Below are 17,851 nucleotides of genomic sequence, written 5' to 3'. Positions count from 1 at the left end.
TATGATTACTCATAAGAGAGTACTACAAAAAATACTGTCACAATCTTATTTATGGTAGTTTTAGCAGATAGACATCATCAGGAGAAATGACTTGTCCGTCAGTATACAGTTTCCAGTCTGTGATTAGTCGGGTGGGGTAAGTACCGACAGAGTCTTCGTGCATATTTTTAATATAATATGGTTCCTGAATAAGCACTCCCGTAATAGAGTCTTCGGTTACCTTTTCGACTTTAAACCAAATATGTTCCAGATTGGAATTGCCTTCTTCTTTAAATTCTTCGTCAACGGTTAAGCTGATTTTTGCGAGGGCTGAACTTCCTTCTTTTTGCAATCCTTCTATTAGATAAGAAAGCTGTTCGTGAGCCATGGCATTTAATCTTTCTGTTTCTTTGTCTGTGAAAAACAAAAGGGGATTCTCCATTGCAGATTCTTTAATACTCGTGATAAGCGAGTATTTTTGTTTCTCATAGGCTTTCTCTGAATGATAGATAAAGATAATACCTGTATTTTGATTATGTGCTTCATCCCTGTCTTCTGCTCCACCCAATATGTTTTTTTTGTAGCTTTTAAGACCTTCTTTCCAAGAAACCCAAGTTATCATTATGGGCTGGTGATTGTCCAGCCATCCAAAGTGCAGATTTTCTTTTGCAGGAGGGAGAGAGCCTTCGCTAATCACGTAATTTACTAAATGGCTTAAAAGGTTGGTATAAAAATCATAGTTCTTTTTAGAAATTTCACCTATCAGTTCTAGTTCCGGGATACCGCAGCAGTTGAGTCCGTGAGTATGTAGCCAATAGCTGGATTTACTGAAAGGTAACCATTTATTTTTATCTTCGTAAACAGCATGAATAGTGTACAGGCAGTTTGGAGATGGAGGGGTGGTAGTAGCAGCGGCACACTTTGCCCATACAGGAGACAAAAGGGAGTAACTGTTGCAATTGAATATTCCGATTTGTTTGGGTACGAGCAGGCATATAATTTTCAATAGCAGGTGAACGGATGTTTGTGCATCTGTTGTATAGAGCATTGAGAATTTTATTCCATTTGTAGCCTGTTGCAATGTAGCTATATTTTCTGTAGAAAATTGCTGGGCCATAGTGTCTTCCTCAAAATGGTATTCATACCAGTCAACATCTATCGGATAAACTTCTTTTTTATATTCAATGTATAATGTTGGACAATCAATGATATCATTGTGACGTATGTCAACGACATTGAAGTCCGTAGCATTGGCTAATGACTCCAATAGTTTTTCCCAATTCTTTGTATTACCGGCTTCCTGAGGAAGAATGGCTATGAGTTCGGCCATACTTTTCCGGAAATAATCCTTTGATGATCCTTCGCTTTCCATAAACAGATTTGTTTGTTACTATTCAATGAAGCAAATGTAATGAATTAAAATTAAAGTTTCGTTTATTGCAGATTCTTTTAATAACACATATTAAGTCAGATAATTTGCATCTTCTATCTCATACAATTATCTTTGCCCCACTATTCTGTTAAAAAACGATAGGGGAGAATGTATCATAAGAGAAAAATAAGAGCATACATAGCATGGATGTTATTCATAACATTCATTCCCTTCTTTGTAGTGAAAACCTTTCACTATCATGGAAGTGAAGATGAAACGTCATGCTCTCATACCGACCATTCCCGGAGTCATGCTGAGGATTGTGCGATATGTAAATACTCTCTTTCCCTATTTACAGAACCTCAATCAGTAGAATATCATTGCACATTAACGCTCGTTCCTTACGAGCCGATTATTTATCAGGATAAGGTTGTCTGCAAACGAACTTATTCGCATCATTTACGCGCGCCTCCCGCTGCATAATTACATATTCAGATTTTCAAAGAAGACAAGTGCGCGGTAACTTGTCCTCACATTCATTTTACACATTATATAAAAGATTGTAATTGATGCGTATCGGAATTATTTCGGGCGTAATAGGGCTATTTGTAACCTTATCCGTCCATGCACAAAAGTCCGATTCAATCAAGAGCATGCTTTTGCCTGATGTTGTTGTGACGGAGTCGTATCAGCAACGTCAAGCCAAAAAGTCTGCACTCACGGTTGAAGTGGTAGAACAGGAATTTTTGCGCAAACATTTTACGGGAAACTTCATGCAGGCAATGGAGAATATTCCCGGAGTACAAGCCATGGACATAGGTTCCGGCTTCTCCAAACCAATGATCAGGGGAATGGGATTCAACCGGATCGCCGTGCTGGAAAATGGAATCAAGCAGGAAGGGCAACAGTGGGGAGCCGATCACGGGCTGGAACTGGACGCCTTTAATATTGGGGCGGTCAATGTTTTGAAAGGTCCTTCCTCGTTACTTTACGGTAGTGATGCTATGGGCGGGGTGATTGATATAACCCCTCCTTTGATTCCTTCTGTGGATATGCTGTTTGGTGATGTTACTTTGTTGGGGAAGTCCGTCAACGGAACGCTTGCGGGTTCGTTGATGCTGGGTCTTAAAAAGAATGCCTGGTATGCGCAAATCCGTTATTCCGAACAACATTTTGGTGATTATCGTATTCCTGCGGATACCATTGTCTACCTGACTCAGAAGATGCCCGTTTATGGGCGTAAGCTGAAAAATACGGCAGGGATAGAACGTAACATCGGACTTTTCGTCCAATATCAGCGAAAGAGATATAGAGCGGACTATTCCGTAAGTAATGTCTATCAGAAGACAGGCTTCTTTCCGGGTGCACATGGTGTCCCTGACGCGTCGCGGGTAGAAGATGATGGGAATAGCAGGAATATTGAGCTGCCTTACAGCAAGGTCAATCATCTGAAAGTAACCACTCACCAGCAATATGCATGGGAGAAGTTAATCCTGTCGGGTGATTTGGGATTTCAGAATAATCATCGGGAAGAATGGAGTGCTTTTCATACCCATTACGGCTCGCAGCCTGCACCGGAGAAGAACCCTGACAAAGAACTGGCTTTTGATCTTAACACTTATAGTGCTTCGGTAAAAGCTCGTATTATAGGTTCTTCTTCATGGGAACATACGCTGGGGTGGGATGGCCAGCATCAGCAGAACGATATTTCCGGCTATTCATTCCTGTTGCCGGAATACCATCGTTCTACTACCGGATTGCTTTGGCTTACGACATATAGACCTGATAATGTTTGGTCTGTCAGTGGAGGTATGCGATATGATTATGGTTATATTGACATTTCCTCTCATGAGGACGTTTATCTGGCCGATTATCTTCGGAAACAAGGATATGATGAAGAACAGATAAACTTCTACAAGTGGAACAGCCATCCGGTAAAAAAGCATTTCGGCGACTATTCCTTTTCTTTGGGACTGGTATGGACACCCTCCGAACAACATATGGTAAAAGTGAACATCGGACGTAGCTTTCGACTACCGGGGGCCAATGAATTGGCTGCTAATGGAGTACATCACGGTACTTTTCGTCATGAGCAGGGAGATGCTTCTCTGAAATCCGAACAAGGATGGCAGATGGATGCTTCTTATAACCTGCGATATCACGGACTTTCTGTTTCCGTTTCTCCTTTTGTCAGTTGGTTCAGCAACTATATCTTTCTGCGTCCTACGGGCGAATGGTCAGTTCTGCCGCATGCAGGACAGATTTACCGCTATACAGGTGCCGAAGCACTGTTTGCCGGAACGGAAGCTACGATAGACATAGACCTTCCGTATCACTTCAATTACCGTATCTCCGGTGAATATGTTTATACCTACAACTGTGACGAGCATATACCGTTAAGTTTTTCTCCTCCGTTCGGGATGCGGAATACTCTGACATGGCAGAAGAAACGCTATATGTTTTATGCGGAATGGCAATTGATTGCCCGTCAGAATCGTGTAGACCGTAATGAAGACCGTACACCGGGCGCCAACCTGTTTCATTTGGGCGGCTCGCTGAATATTCCGGTAGGTGGGAATAACAAAATAGAAATAACCCTGACCGCCCGCAATATTTTCAATACGCGATATTACAATCATCTTAGTTTTTACAGGAAAGTAGAAATCCCGGAACCGGGACGCAATTTCCAATTATTAATCAAAATTCCATTTAAAAAATTACTGTAATGAAAACAAAACTTTACCTCCCGATAATCAGCCTTTTGGCTATGTCAGTGTTTGCATTTATCTCTTGTGACGATTCAGATAGCGATACCACCAAGCCGGTGATTGAATTGCACGAACCGGAAGAAGGACAGGAACTAAAAATAGGTGGCGAGAACGGAGTACATTTTGAAATGGACTTGTCGGATGACGTTATGTTAAAGTCTTATATGATAGAGATACATAGTAATTTCGATCACCATTCGCATGGGAAGAGCAGGGCCGTCGGTACGGGCGAAGCAACTGTTGATTTCAGTTTCAACAGGTCTTATGATATTTCCGGAAAGAAAACGGCGCATATTCATCACCACGATATTGTGATTCCGGCAAATGCTACTCCGGGTGATTATCATCTGATGGTTTATTGTACGGATGCCGCAGGAAATGAAGCTTATATTGCACGCAATATTGTTTTGAGCACTACCGCCGAAGAGGATGATCATCATCACGATGAGTAAATAAAAACTTTCTTTATTCGTATAATTTTCTTTAAAAGGTGTAATAGTTATTACACCTTTTGTGTTTTCAAAGCTTTACTTTTGTGAAAAATACTTTTTCACTATGATGAAGTTACCATTTATAAACCGAATTTTTCCTTCGTACAGGTCAAAGATAATAGCCGTCATGATTGGCGGTGTTATAGTGGGCGGAGGAGCTTTATTTATGTACATGCTTCGTGCGCATACATATCTGGGCGATGATCCGGCGGCATGTGTGAATTGTCACATCATGTCTCCTTATTATGCTACATGGTTTCACAGTTCACATGCACGGGATGCTACCTGTAACGACTGCCATGTTCCTCATGAGAACATAGTAAAGAAATGGACATTCAAGGGAATGGATGGGATGAAGCACGTTGCAGCCTTCCTCACCAAAAGCGAGCCACAAGTGATACAAGCTCATGAAGCCAGTTCACAGGTGATTATGAACAATTGTATACGTTGCCATACCCAGCTGAATACGGAATTCGTAAAGACAGGGAAGATAGATTATATGATGTCCATGGCAGGAGATGGAAAGGCTTGTTGGGATTGTCATCGGGATGTGCCTCATGGTGGTAAGAATTCACTGTCCGCTACTCCGGGAGCCATTGTTCCTCTTCCCGAATCGCCCGTACCGGAGTGGCTTCGGAAGATGATCGATCATAAAGAATGAGTATCTACATTAACTACGTAATAAAATAATAAAACCGATATACAATGGAAAAGAAATTAAAATCATGGCAAGGATGGCTATTGTTCGGAGGTTCAATGGTCGTTGTTTTTGTTTTAGGATTATGTGTTTCTGCGTTGATGGAACGGAGGGCGGAAGTCGCCAGTATCTTTAATAACCGTAAAACTGTCATCAAAGGAATTGAAGCACGCAACGAACTGTTTAAAGATGATTTTCCCCGTGAATATCAGACTTGGACAGAAACGGCTAAGACTGATTTTGAAAGTGAATTCAATGGAAATATAGCTGTCGACGCTTTGGAAAAACGTCCGGAGATGGTTATTCTGTGGGCAGGATATGCATTCTCAAAAGACTATTCTACTCCGCGCGGGCACATGTATGCTATCGAAGATATCACCGCATCACTTCGTACCGGTTCGCCCGCCGGTCCGCACGATGGACCTCAGCCGTCTACCTGTTGGACCTGTAAGAGCCCGGATGTCCCTCGCATGATGGAAGCATTGGGAGTAGATTCTTTCTATAATAATAAATGGGCTGCTTTTGGTGATGAAATCGTGAACCCGATTGGTTGTTCCGACTGTCACGATCCTGAGACAATGAATCTTCATATCAGCCGTCCGGCATTGATCGAAGCCTTCCAACGTCAGGGAAGGGATATCACTAAAGCTACTCCACAGGAAATGCGTTCATTGGTTTGTGCGCAGTGCCACGTAGAATATTACTTCAAGGGTGATGGCAAATATTTGACTTTCCCGTGGGATAAAGGTTTCACTGTGGAAGATATGGAAGCATATTATGATGAAGCTGGTTTCTATGATTATATTCATAAGCTGAGCCGCACTCCGATTCTGAAAGCGCAGCATCCTGATTATGAAATAGCACAGATGGGCATTCATGGTCAAAGAGGTGTTTCTTGTGCCGACTGTCACATGCCTTATAAGAGTGAGGGCGGCGTGAAGTTCAGTGACCATCATATTCAGAGTCCGTTGGCAATGATTGACCGTACTTGTCAAACTTGCCACCGTGAGAGTGAAGAAACCTTACGTAATAATGTTTACGAACGTCAGCGCAAAGCAAATGAAATCCGTAACCGTCTGGAACAGGAACTGGCGAAAGCGCATATCGAAGCAAAATTTGCTTGGGATAAGGGAGCTACGGAAGATCAGATGAAAGATGTACTTGCATTGATTCGTCAGGCACAATGGCGTTGGGATTTCGGTGTGGCATCTCATGGAGGTTCTTTTCATGCACCGCAGGAGATTCAGCGGATTCTTTCCCACGGTCTGGACCGCGCTATGCAGGCTCGTCTGGCTGTATCTAAGGTTTTAGCAAAACATGGATATACGGAAGACGTTCCGATGCCGGACATTTCGACAAAGGCAAAAGCACAGGAATATATCGGTCTTGATATGGACGCTGAAAGGGCGGCTAAGGAGAAATTCCTGAAAACGACTGTTCCGGCATGGTTGGAGAAAGCAAAGGCTAACGGACGTCTGGCACAAAAATAAAAAAGGTGATATATGTGGAGCAAACCGTGGAGTTATAAAGAAGGACTGGTGATTGGTGCAGGATTGCTGGTGATAGGTGCTTTGCTGCAAATGTCAGTGGGAACTATCAATTGGAGTCTGTTTGCTTGTCCGGTTAATGTAATTGTGTTGGTGGTTTACCTCATTGCCTTGATAGCCATGCACCTCCTTCGTAAACGTATCTATCTGTTTGGATGGTTGAGCCATTATTCTGCCGCTGTTTCTTCCTTGGTATGGGTAGTCGGTATGACAGTGATAATGGGACTGATCCGGCAGGCTCCTTCCGGCCATGCTTCGAATGATATGCTGGGATTTTCACAAATGATTTCGTCCTGGCCTTTTGTCTTGCTTTACTTCTGGATGGTTACAGCATTGGGATTAACGATACTTCGTGCCGGTTTCCCTTTCAGAATTGGCAGACTTTCGTTTCTTCTCAATCATACCGGATTGTTTGTCGCATTGATTACGGCTACTTTGGGAAATGCCGATATGCAACGGTTGAAGATGACCACCCGGATGGGAAATGTAGAATGGCGGGCTACGGATGATAAAGGGAAGTTAATAGAACTTCCGCTGGCTATCGAACTGAAAGATTTCACGATTGACGAATATCCTCCGAAACTGATGTTGATTGATAATGAAACCGGTGGAGTACTTCCCGCAAAGTCTCCTGTGCATTTATTGCTTGAGGAAGGAGTTTCCGATGGTCATTTGCTCGATTGGGAACTGTCTGTCGAACAGTCTATTCCAATGGCTGCTTCCGTGACTACTGAAGACACACTGAAGTTTACGGATTTTCATTCGATGGGAGCAACATATGCAGTATATCTGAAAGCTGTCAACCGGAAAAATCAACAGACGAAGGAAGGCTGGGTGAGTTGTGGGAGTTTTCTCTTTCCTTATAAGGCATTGCGTCTTGACTCTTTGACGAGTCTGGTGATGCCGGAACGGGAACCGCAGCGCTTTGCGTCGGAAGTAAAAGTCTATACACAGGAAGGAACGATAACAGAAGGTACGATTGAAGTGAACCGTCCGATGGAGATAGAAGGATGGAAAATCTATCAACTTAGTTATGATGAGTCGAAAGGGCGATGGAGTGATATCAGTGTCTTTGAACTGGTTCGTGACCCATGGTTACCTGTTGTTTATGCGGGAATTATCATGATGATGCTCGGAGCTGTCTGTTTGTTTGTCAATGCACAAAAGAGAAAAGGGGAGGATAAGGAATGAGCTGGGAACATTTTATACTGTTTGCGATAGCCGCATTGATTTGCTGGGGCTTGGGAGCTTTTACTGCCTGGAAAGGCAAGAAGCCGGCATGGACTTATGGTTTTACTTTGTTGGGACTGGCCATCTTCTTCAGTTTTATACTTGGCATGTGGATTTCGTTGGAACGTCCTCCGATGCGGACGATGGGAGAGACGCGGTTATGGTATTCCTTCTTTCTTCCGTTGGCAGGATTGATAACGTATGTGCGTTGGAAATATAAATGGATTCTTAGTTTCAGTTGCATTCTCTCTTTGGTATTTATTTGCATCAATCTTTTTAAACCGGAGATTCACAATAAAACATTGATGCCTGCATTGCAGAGCCCGTGGTTTGCTCCTCACGTCATTGTGTATATGTTTGCTTATGCGATGCTGGGAGCTGCGGTGGTAATGGCTGTTTATCTGCTTTGGTTCAAAAAGAAAGAGATTGAACGGAAAGAAATGGATTTATGTGATAACCTCACTTATGTAGGTTTGGCGTTTATGACATTGGGAATGCTGACAGGGGCTATTTGGGCGAAAGAGGCTTGGGGACATTACTGGGCCTGGGACCCCAAAGAAACATGGGCGGCAGCTACCTGGTTCTCTTATCTGGTGTATATCCATTTCAGATTGGGCAGACCGTTGAAGAGTCGTCCAGCATTAATCATTCTGTTAGTATCATTTGTCTTATTACAAATGTGCTGGTATGGAATCAATTATCTTCCATCAGCACAGGGAGTTAGTGTACATACTTATAACTTAAATTGAAATATCAATGAAAACATTTTATTGGTCACTCGTTCTTATGCTATTGCCAAGCATGGCATACACACAAACTACAGAGAAGGAAAACGAATTTTCGATGTCTATGCAAATCAGACCTCGTGCGGAGTATCGGAATGGTGCCTTGTTTCCTCGTCTTGAAGGGCAGGAAGCTGCATCATTTATTAATAACCGTGCCCGGCTGTCGATGGATTACAAACGTTCGGATTTAGAAATAAAGATGTCGGCGCAACATGTCGGAGTCTGGGGACAAGACCCGCAGATTGATAAAAATGGGCGATTTATATTGAATGAGGCATGGGCAAAACTGGATTTTGGAAAAGGTTTCTTCGCTCAGTTAGGTCGTCAGACCTTATCTTATGATGACGAACGAATCTTGGGTGGGCTGGATTGGAATGTAGCCGGACGTTATCATGATGCGTTGAAGTTGGGGTATGCCAATAAGAAGAATGAAGTACATGTTATTCTTGCTTTCAATCAGAATGATGAGAAAACGGCAGGTGGTACTTATTATTATTCAGATGCCGCTACAGGTCAGCCTTATAAGAATATGCAGACGGTCTGGTATCACTATAAAGCAGACAATGTTCCTTTCGGAGCTTCTTTGTTGTTTATGAATTTGGGATTGGAGACAGGAGACAAGTCCACGCAGGACTCTCACACCCGTTATTTGCAAACAATGGGAACTTACCTTACTTATAAGAATAGCAGTTGGAATTTCGATGGTGCTTTTTATTATCAGATGGGTAAGAATAAGAATGCTCAGAAAGTTTCAGCCTTCATGGTTAGTGCTACGGCTGCTTATGCGTTCAATAATACTTGGGGTGCAGTGGTTGGTTTTGATTATCTAAGTGGTGATAAAGGTGGTGGTGACAAATTTAAGGCGTTTGACCCTCTTTATGGTACGCATCATAAGTTTTATGGAGCAATGGACTATTTTTATGCTTCTGCTTTCAAATATGGAGCTCCCGGATTGATAGACGGTCGTCTTGGCATTCGTTTACGTCCCTCTTCCAAAGTGGATATGGAACTCAATTATCACTATTTTGCTACGGCTGCCGATATGGACATTAATGAGGATTTGAAGATGGTATTAGGTTCGGAAGTCGATTACCAGATCAATTGGACAATAATGAAAGATGTGAAACTTTCTGCAGGATACTCTTTTATGCTCGGTACGAAGATGATGGATTTTGTGAAAGGGGGCAATCATAATAGTTGGCAAGATTGGGGATGGGTATCTATAAATATCAATCCGAAAGTATTTTTTGCAAAATGGTAATTGAAAGTTAGTCAGGGTTCTGATTAAACCATTGGTAGAAATAAGGAAGTGGCACCGCATTGAAGTTGAGGCTGTGTCACTTTCTTTTTATTATAAGTATTTCTCCAGAGCCATTTTATTCAGAATCTCGATTTTTTTTCCTTCCATTGTGATAAGTCCTTCCTTGATTATTTTATTAATTTCTTTAGATAAAGCAGGACGTGACACATTCAGATATTCGGCAAGTTGAGATTGAGTATGCATGATTTCCACTGTCAGAGAGTCTGTCTTTTTGTGCTCGAATAAGTAAACAATAAACCTTTCACGTACAGTCTTGCGTGACAGAGGCTTCAGACGTGACACGGTGCATATATTACAATTTCCAGCGATACAAAGAAAGTTGTGTAATACCTGAGGGTCCTGACTGATGACTTTAAAAGTGGAATCTTTGGTTGCCATAAGTACTACACTGTCTTCCAAAGCTGTGAAAGTAGCAGGTAAAGTATTGTTAGAACTGAAAAGGTGGGGAGTGGCAAAGGTACGAGGTGCAATGATATACTCAATCATCACTTCATTTCCTAGTCCGTCAATGATATCAGTACGTAGTTTTCCTTCCAATAACACATATAGTTTGTTACAAGGTGTGCCTTGTGTAACAACTATTTCTTTTTTATCCGCTGCATAGATGACGAATTCCAGTTTATCTAACAGAGATTCCTTAATGTTCAGAGGTAAATCCCGAAATAAAGGGATTTGAAATAGCTTTTCTTTATGTGAGTTGGTCAGCTGTATTTTTTTCATTGTACTATGTTGTTCGTATCATGGACAAAGATATAAATTATAAATTAGTAGAAAAAAAATACGGGAAGTATTGTTTGTAAGGTGGATAAGATAATGCAGAAAGTAAAATCAGTAATTAGGGTACATATCTCTGTAATTTATCTACATTCATTATATTATTATTTGTCTATTTTTGCAGAGTTAAAAAACTGACTAATAAAATACTAAAGATAAAAGTAATAAAGTTATGTCTAAAAAAGTTCTGATTATTTCGTCCAGTCCGCGAAAGGGCGGTAATTCTGATTTGCTTTGTGACGGATTTGAGAAAGGCGCCCTCGAGGCTGGTAATGAAGTGGAAAAGATTTTTCTGAAAGACAAAACGGTTCATCCTTGTACGGGATGCAGTGTTTGTAGTATGTATGGTAAGTCATGTCCGCAGAAGGATGATGCAGCCGAAATTGTAGAGAAAATGATTGTGGCTGATGTCATTGTAATGGCAACTCCGGTTTATTTCTATACGATGTGCGGACAGATGAAGATTATGATTGACCGCTGCTGTGCACGTTATACAGAAATTACGAATAAGGAGTTCTATTTTATTATTGCAGCAGCAGAGAATGATAAGTCGATGATGGAACGTACTATTGATGGTTTTCGCGGTTTCCTTGATTGTCTGGAGAATCCACAGGAGAAAGGAGTGATCTATGGAATAGGTGCATGGAAGGTGGGAGAAATAAAAGATACTCCCTATCTACAGGAAGCTTATGAAATGGGGAAATTGGTGTAAACGTTAGTTTTAGATACGCATTTTCTGTATCATATAACAGACTTTCGGGATGGTGTCACTATACTGATCATATAGTGACGCTATACCTGTAGGATAGTGACACTATAGTAATGGGATAGCGACACTATCTTTTTGATATATATATGTATAAAAAAATCAGTTTAATTACCCTGATTATAATAATCTTCTTTCGTTCGATTCCAGCTCCAATAATGTCTTTTTGGCTGTAAGACCACCTGCATATCCGGTCAATTTATGGTCACTGCCGATCACTCTGTGACAAGGAATAAGTATTGAAATCGAATTTGCTCCATTAGAAGAGGCTACTGCACGGATAGCTTTCGGATTGTTCAGCCTTTGTGATAATTGAGTATACGATATCGTTGTTCCATAGGGGATATTTTGCAGTTCATTCCACACACTTTTCTGAAATTCCGTCCCGACAAGAAGCAGAGGAACATCGAATGCTATTCTTTGGCGGGAAAAATATTCATCTAACTGGCTAATCGTTTTTGCGATTACTTCAGAGTTTTCTGTTACATATTGAGCGTTTAGGGCTTTTTGTATCCGTTTGTCAATTGCAGCTCTGCGTTTTTCACTCACCACCCAGTCACACATACAGAGTTTGTCTTCAAAAGAACCGAGTATCAATTTCCCGCATGGAGATTGATAGTACTGTATCTGAACTGCTTTTGCTTTACCTTTTTCTTCTTTCTCCATTTTAATTCTTTATTTGAAGGGTTAAATATGGATGTAAAAGTAATTATTTACATTCAAACTACAAAATGAATCATTCGGCAGTGAAAGCCTGAAACAATAGATTTTACCCCTACAATGGATTTAAATCGGTTGATTGCTTGTTCTGCCATAGAATTATTCTAATTTTGTAGCAGAACTTTTTATTTCGTATTATTTGATTAATAACCAAGCTACATGAACTATAAAATAACGACTCTTGTAGAAAATTGTGTCTATGGACGTAAATTGCAGGCAGAACATGGGCTTTCACTCTATATTGAGACTCCGGAAAATAGATTACTTTTTGATACGGGAGCTTCCGATTTATTTATCCGTAATGCCCGTTTATTACATATTGATCTGCAAAAGGTGGATTATCTGGTATTATCTCATGGTCACAGTGACCATACAGGCGGATTGCGTTATTTTATGGAATTGAATACGAAAGCGACAGTTGCCTGCAAACGCGAAGTGTTTTTACCTAAGTTTAAAGATGAACGTGAAAATGGAATAAAGCATACCCATTCGTTTGATCTTTCCCGATTCCATTTTATTGATGATTTGACTGAGCTGGTTCCCGGAGTATTTCTTTTCCCTTCTGTGGATATTATAGACCGGAGAGATACCCATTTTGAACGGTTTTGGATTCAGAAAGAAGAAGGTTCTAAAGTGCCGGATACTTTTTCTGACGAATTAGCTATGACATTGGTTGCGCCTGAAGGACTTTCTGTTTTAAGTGCTTGTTCTCATCGTGGTATTACCAATATATTGCGGACTGTACGAACCGTATTTCCGGGACTACCCTGCAATTTACTTTTAGGTGGTTTTCATATTCATAAAGCAGAAGAATTTAAATATAAAATTATTGCTGATTATCTGCATGAATATTTACCTCAAAAGATGGGTGTCTGCCATTGTACGGGAGTAGATAAATATGCTTTCTTTTATAAGGAGTTTGGTGATAGAGTATTTTATAATCACACAGGGAACTTGATTCAGACGAATTCTTTGATATAATTATCTAAGATGACTTGACAGAATGTAAAAAATGAACTGGATGAACTTTAAAGACTGCATAGATTCTTATCCCTTTATACTGATGGAAGGTGCTTTAGGAGAGCGACTAAAGAGGGAGTTTGATTTGGATATCAGTGGTACCGTTGCAATGGCTGACCTAATTTATCAGCAAAAAGGCAGAATGGCATTAAAAACGCTATGGAATGAATATATGGATATTGCACATAGATATCAGTTGCCATTTCTTGCAACAACTCCAACAAGAAGGGCCAACAAAGAGCGGGTTTATATGGCTGGATACAATGAATCCATCATCACAGACAATGTGGATTTTCTTCGTACAATAAAAGAAACGGCGAATGTGAACATGTATATCGGTGGTTTGATGGGATGTAAGGGAGATGCATATACAAGTGAAAGAGCTCTAAACCAAGAAGAGGCAATAGCCTTTCACAGTTGGCAAGCCAGTCTGTTCAAATCCGTTGGAGTTGATTTTTTATATGCGGGTATAATGCCTGTATTGTCGGAGGCTATCGGAATGGCAGTCGCTATGTCTGATACAGATATTCCATATATTATCAGTTTTACCATTCAAAGAAACGGAAAATTGATAGACGGCCATACAATTAATGATGCTATATATTACATTGATAATCATGTATCAAACAAGCCAGTGTGCTATATGACAAATTGCGTTCATCCTGATATCGTTTACGAAGCACTTTCTCATAAGTTCAATCAAACACAGATGGTAAAAAATCGCTTTTGGGGTATACAGGCAAATACTTCCAGACTTTCATATAAGGAATTGGATGGAGCAAAGAATTTGCGTACTTCTTCGGCAGTCGATTTAGGTAAGGCTATTTTAAGGTTAAAATCAGATTATCATCTTAAAATATTTGGTGGGTGTTGTGGAACAGACAGCAGGCACATGGAAGAAATCGCTGGAATATCAAAAGTGGTTTAAAGCAGCTTTAAATATAGTCTTCTTGTGAAATTTAGAATATAAATTAAATATATAAACATACAATAATATGAAGAAACTTATAACTTCTTTAGCATTGGTACTGGTTGCATTATCCAGCCATGCTATTACCCCTCTGTGGATGCGTGATGCACGTATTTCACCGGATGGATCGGAAATCGTCTTTTGTTATAAAGGGGATATCTACAAAGTTCCTGCACAGGGAGGAGCTGCTGTTCAGTTAACGACACAAGCCTCTTATGAGGCTAATCCTGTTTGGTCGCCTGACGGAAAACAAATAGCCTTTGCCAGCGACCGAAATGGTAATTTCGATCTCTTTATTATGCCGGCTGACGGTGGAATAGCACGTAGATTGACCTTTCATTCCGCTTCGGAGATTCCTTCAGCTTTTACTCCTGACGGTAAATTTGTACTTTTTTCTGCATCTATTCAGGACCCGGCGAACAGTGCCCTGTTTCCTACCGGAGCAATGACGGAGTTGTATAAAGTTCCGGTTTCCGGAGGACGTACCGAACAGGTGCTGGCTACTCCTGCCGAATGGGTGTGCTTTGATAAATCGGGGAAAAATTTCCTTTATCAGGATCGTAAAGGTTTTGAAGATGAATGGAGGAAACATCACACATCTTCTATAACAAGAGATATCTGGTTATATGATACCCAAACCGGGAAACATACCAATCTGACCAACCGGGGAGGGGAGGATCGTAACCCGGTATATGCACCGGACGGCACTTCTGTTTATTTTTTAAGTGAGCGTAACAACGGTTCATTCAATGTATATAACTTTGATTTGAACGCTCCGCAAGAAGTGAAAGCTATTACTACTTTCCGCACGCATCCGGTACGTTTCTTGTCCATCAGTGACAAAGGAACATTGTGTTATACGTATGACGGAGAGCTTTATACGCAGGAGCCCAACGCCCGTCCGAAGAAAGTGAGCGTTGACCTTGTACGTGATGATGAAAAAGAGATGGCTGCTCTTCGATTTTCTCAGGGGGCAACTTCCGCTTCTGTGTCTCCGGATGGTAAACAGGTGGCTTTTATTGTACGTGGTGATGTTTTTGTGACTTCAACTGATTATGCTACAACCAAGCAAATAACGAATACTCCGGCAAAGGAAGCCAGTGTATCTTTTGCTCCCGACAATCGTACACTTGTATATGCAAGCGAACGGACTGGTAACTGGCAACTTTATACCGCCAAGATAGCTCGTAAAGAGGAGGCAAACTTTCCCAATGCAACTCTTATTGAGGAAGAGGTGCTGCTTCCTTCTAAGACCGTAGAGCGCGCTTATCCGCAATATTCTCCGGATGGTAAGGAACTGGCTTTTATTGAAGACCGTAACCGGTTGATGGTACTTGATCTGAAAACAAAGAAAGTGCGTCAGGTGACAGACGGTTCTACTTGGTACAACACCGGTGGCGGATTCGACTACGAATGGTCACCCGATGGCAAGTGGTTTACGCTTGAATTTATCGGCAATCGTCACGATCCTTATTCCGATATCGGTATTGTCAGCGCGCAGGGAGGTACTATCATTAATTTGACTAATAGTGGTTATATTAGCGGTTCTCCACGTTGGGTGCTGGATGGAAATGCCATTCTGTTCCAGACGGAGCGTTATGGTATGCGTGCGCATGCTTCCTGGGGTTCTCAGCAGGATGTGATGATGGTGTTTTTGAATCAGGATGCTTACGACCGTTACCGTTTGAGCAAAGAGGATTTTGAACTGCTCAAAGAATTTGAAAAGGAACAGAAGAAAGCAAAGGAGAAAGACGATAATAAGAAAAAAGACGGAAACAAGTCTAAAAAGGAAAAGGCAGATAAAGAAAAAGATAAGGCAGACAAAGCGGGAGATGAAGAGGAGTTGGAGGATAAGAATGACATTATTGTAGAACTCAATGGCATTGAAGACCGTATTGTACGCTTGACTCCCAACTCTTCTGATCTGGGTAGTGCCATCCTCTCAAAGGATGGGGAGAATCTGTATTATTTCTCTGCCTTTGAGGAAGGCTATGACCTTTGGAAAATGAATCTTCGTGAAAAGGATACGAAGCGTCTCCATAAACTTAATTCCGGCTGGGCATCGCTGATGCTGGACAAAAAAGGAGATATCTTTTTACTGGGAAGCAGAAATATGCAGAAAATGGATGCTAAATCGGATGCTCTGAAATCTATCAGTTATCAGGCTGAAATGAAAATGGATTTAGCTGCTGAACGTGAGGCGATGTTCGACCATGTGTATAAACAGCATCAAAAGCGTTTTTATAATCTTAATATGCATGGAATAGACTGGGATGTTATGACGGCTGCCTATCGCAAATTTTTGCCGCATATAGATAATAACTACGACTTTGCAGAGCTGTTAAGCGAATGGTTGGGTGAACTGAATGTTTCGCATACCGGAGGTCGCTATTCTCCAAGAAGCAATGGAGATGTGACTTCTAATCTGGGATTACTGTTTGACTGGAATTATCAGGGAAAGGGCATGCAGATTGCTGAAATAATAGAGAAAGGTCCGTTCGACCATTCTCGCACCAAGGTAAAGGCAGGATGCATTATCGAGAAAATCAACGGAGACGAAATAGCTCCGGATAAAGACATCACTGCTCTCTTGAATAATAAGGCAGGAAAGAAAACGCTGATTTCGCTGTACGATCCACAGAACAAGGAGCGCTGGGAAGAAGTGGTTAAGCCTATCACAAGCGGACAGCTCAATGGCCTGCTGTATAAACGTTGGGTAAAGCAACGTGCTGCAGATGTGGAGAAATGGTCTGGCGGTCGTTTAGGATACGTTCATATTCAATCGATGGGAGATGGAAGTTTTCGTACTGTTTATTCGGATATTCTGGGAAAATATAATAACTGTGATGGAATTGTGATCGACACTCGCTTTAATGGGGGTGGTCGCCTGCATGAAGATATTGAAATACTTTTTAGTGGTCAGAAATATTTTACTCAGGTGGTACGCGGACGTGAAGCCTGCGATATGCCAAGCCGCCGCTGGAATAAACCTTCTATTATGTTGCAGTGTGAAGCCAATTATTCGAATGCTCATGGTACTCCGTGGGTGTATAAGCATCAGAATATTGGAAAGCTTGTGGGAATGCCTGTTCCGGGAACAATGACAAGTGTGTCTTGGGAAACATTACAAGACCCTTCATTGGTATTCGGAATTCCTATCATCGGTTATCGTTTGCCTGACGGCAGCTATCTGGAAAATACTCAACTGGAACCTGATATTAAAGTTGCCAATAGCCCGGAAACAGTGGTGAAAGGTGAGGATACACAACTGAAAATGGCTGTGGATGAATTGCTTAAAGAGATAGACAGCCAGAAGAAGTAGATATCTTCGTTTGTGTTAAAAGAATCGAAAAGAACACTCCTGTTGAAATGATGTATCAAAGTTATTTCTACTTTTATGTTTGACAATAG

General features: G+C 41.3%; 15 protein-coding genes. 12 read left to right on the top strand and 3 right to left on the bottom strand.

From position 1 onward, the window contains the following. Positions 1 to 49 precede the first annotated feature (49 nt). Positions 50 to 1,351 (bottom strand): DUF4026 domain-containing protein, encoded by a 1,302-nt coding sequence (locus K6V30_RS20385; protein WP_070612881.1) that lies wholly within the window; start codon positions 1,349 to 1,351, stop codon positions 50 to 52. Positions 1,352 to 1,519: 168 nt separating this feature from the next. Here K6V30_RS20385 and K6V30_RS25320 point away from each other — a divergent pair, with 168 nt between their 5' ends. The 8 genes from K6V30_RS25320 to K6V30_RS20350 all read left to right on the top strand — a co-directional run bounded on the left by K6V30_RS25320 (position 1,520) and on the right by K6V30_RS20350 (position 10,130). After that, entirely contained in the window at positions 1,520 to 1,834 is a 315-nt protein-coding gene (locus K6V30_RS25320) for a hypothetical protein (RefSeq protein ID WP_022302333.1), read from the top strand. 86 nt (positions 1,835 to 1,920) lie between these two features. Continuing rightward, on the top strand, positions 1,921 to 4,077 hold the full coding sequence (locus K6V30_RS20380; RefSeq protein WP_055268991.1) for a TonB-dependent receptor: 2,157 nt from the start codon (positions 1,921 to 1,923) through the stop codon (positions 4,075 to 4,077). After that, the gene (locus K6V30_RS20375) at positions 4,077 to 4,571 is read left to right on the top strand and encodes a DUF4625 domain-containing protein (RefSeq protein ID WP_055268990.1); all 495 of its coding nucleotides are present in this window, start codon (positions 4,077 to 4,079) and stop codon (positions 4,569 to 4,571) included. Before K6V30_RS20380 ends, K6V30_RS20375 begins: the two co-directional genes overlap by 1 nt. Before the next feature lie 103 nt (positions 4,572 to 4,674). Then, the gene (nrfH, locus tag K6V30_RS20370; RefSeq protein WP_022302335.1) at positions 4,675 to 5,271 is read left to right on the top strand and encodes a cytochrome c nitrite reductase small subunit; all 597 of its coding nucleotides are present in this window, start codon (positions 4,675 to 4,677) and stop codon (positions 5,269 to 5,271) included. A gap of 44 nt (positions 5,272 to 5,315) precedes the next feature. Beyond that, positions 5,316 to 6,797, top strand: a complete 1,482-nt coding sequence (gene nrfA / locus K6V30_RS20365; protein ID WP_055268989.1) for an ammonia-forming cytochrome c nitrite reductase — start codon at positions 5,316 to 5,318, stop codon at positions 6,795 to 6,797. A gap of 12 nt (positions 6,798 to 6,809) precedes the next feature. Beyond that, positions 6,810 to 8,045, top strand: a complete 1,236-nt coding sequence (locus K6V30_RS20360; protein WP_055268988.1) for a cytochrome c biogenesis ResB family protein — start codon at positions 6,810 to 6,812, stop codon at positions 8,043 to 8,045. Then, the gene (locus K6V30_RS20355) at positions 8,042 to 8,833 is read left to right on the top strand and encodes a cytochrome c biogenesis protein (protein WP_010538672.1); all 792 of its coding nucleotides are present in this window, start codon (positions 8,042 to 8,044) and stop codon (positions 8,831 to 8,833) included. Before K6V30_RS20360 ends, K6V30_RS20355 begins: the two co-directional genes overlap by 4 nt. A gap of 7 nt (positions 8,834 to 8,840) precedes the next feature. Continuing rightward, a complete protein-coding gene (locus K6V30_RS20350; protein WP_055268987.1) occupies positions 8,841 to 10,130 on the top strand; it encodes an alginate export family protein in 1,290 nt (429 codons plus the stop codon). Between the two features lie 90 nt (positions 10,131 to 10,220). Here the strand turns inward: K6V30_RS20350 and K6V30_RS20345 are convergent, their stop codons facing one another. After that, positions 10,221 to 10,910, bottom strand: coding sequence for a Crp/Fnr family transcriptional regulator (locus tag K6V30_RS20345; protein ID WP_010538670.1), 690 nt, complete (start codon positions 10,908 to 10,910; stop codon positions 10,221 to 10,223). 226 nt (positions 10,911 to 11,136) lie between these two features. On the opposite strand from K6V30_RS20345, the gene K6V30_RS20340 reads away from it, so the two are divergent. Next, on the top strand, positions 11,137 to 11,676 hold the full coding sequence (locus tag K6V30_RS20340) for a flavodoxin family protein (RefSeq protein ID WP_055268986.1): 540 nt from the start codon (positions 11,137 to 11,139) through the stop codon (positions 11,674 to 11,676). 174 nt (positions 11,677 to 11,850) lie between these two features. Here the strand turns inward: K6V30_RS20340 and K6V30_RS20335 are convergent, their stop codons facing one another. Continuing rightward, positions 11,851 to 12,396, bottom strand: a complete 546-nt coding sequence (locus K6V30_RS20335) for a methylated-DNA--[protein]-cysteine S-methyltransferase (protein ID WP_010538668.1) — start codon at positions 12,394 to 12,396, stop codon at positions 11,851 to 11,853. 213 nt (positions 12,397 to 12,609) lie between these two features. Between K6V30_RS20335 and K6V30_RS20330 the strand changes: the two genes are divergently transcribed. The 3 genes from K6V30_RS20330 (at position 12,610) to K6V30_RS20320 (ending at position 17,762) form a co-directional block, all read left to right on the top strand. Beyond that, positions 12,610 to 13,431, top strand: coding sequence for an MBL fold metallo-hydrolase (locus tag K6V30_RS20330; protein ID WP_010538667.1), 822 nt, complete (start codon positions 12,610 to 12,612; stop codon positions 13,429 to 13,431). A gap of 40 nt (positions 13,432 to 13,471) precedes the next feature. Then, positions 13,472 to 14,398: a homocysteine S-methyltransferase family protein gene (locus tag K6V30_RS20325; protein ID WP_022302339.1), complete on the top strand. Its 927-nt coding sequence runs from the start codon at positions 13,472 to 13,474 to the stop codon at positions 14,396 to 14,398. Between the two features lie 67 nt (positions 14,399 to 14,465). After that, positions 14,466 to 17,762: a S41 family peptidase gene (locus K6V30_RS20320; RefSeq protein ID WP_055268985.1), complete on the top strand. Its 3,297-nt coding sequence runs from the start codon at positions 14,466 to 14,468 to the stop codon at positions 17,760 to 17,762. Positions 17,763 to 17,851: the final 89 nt, after the last annotated feature.

Origin of the sequence: Bacteroides faecis, assembly GCF_020091505.1 — a bacterium.
GTDB classification, from domain to species: domain Bacteria; phylum Bacteroidota; class Bacteroidia; order Bacteroidales; family Bacteroidaceae; genus Bacteroides; species Bacteroides faecis.
This window is presented reverse-complemented; position numbering and strand designations above follow the sequence as displayed.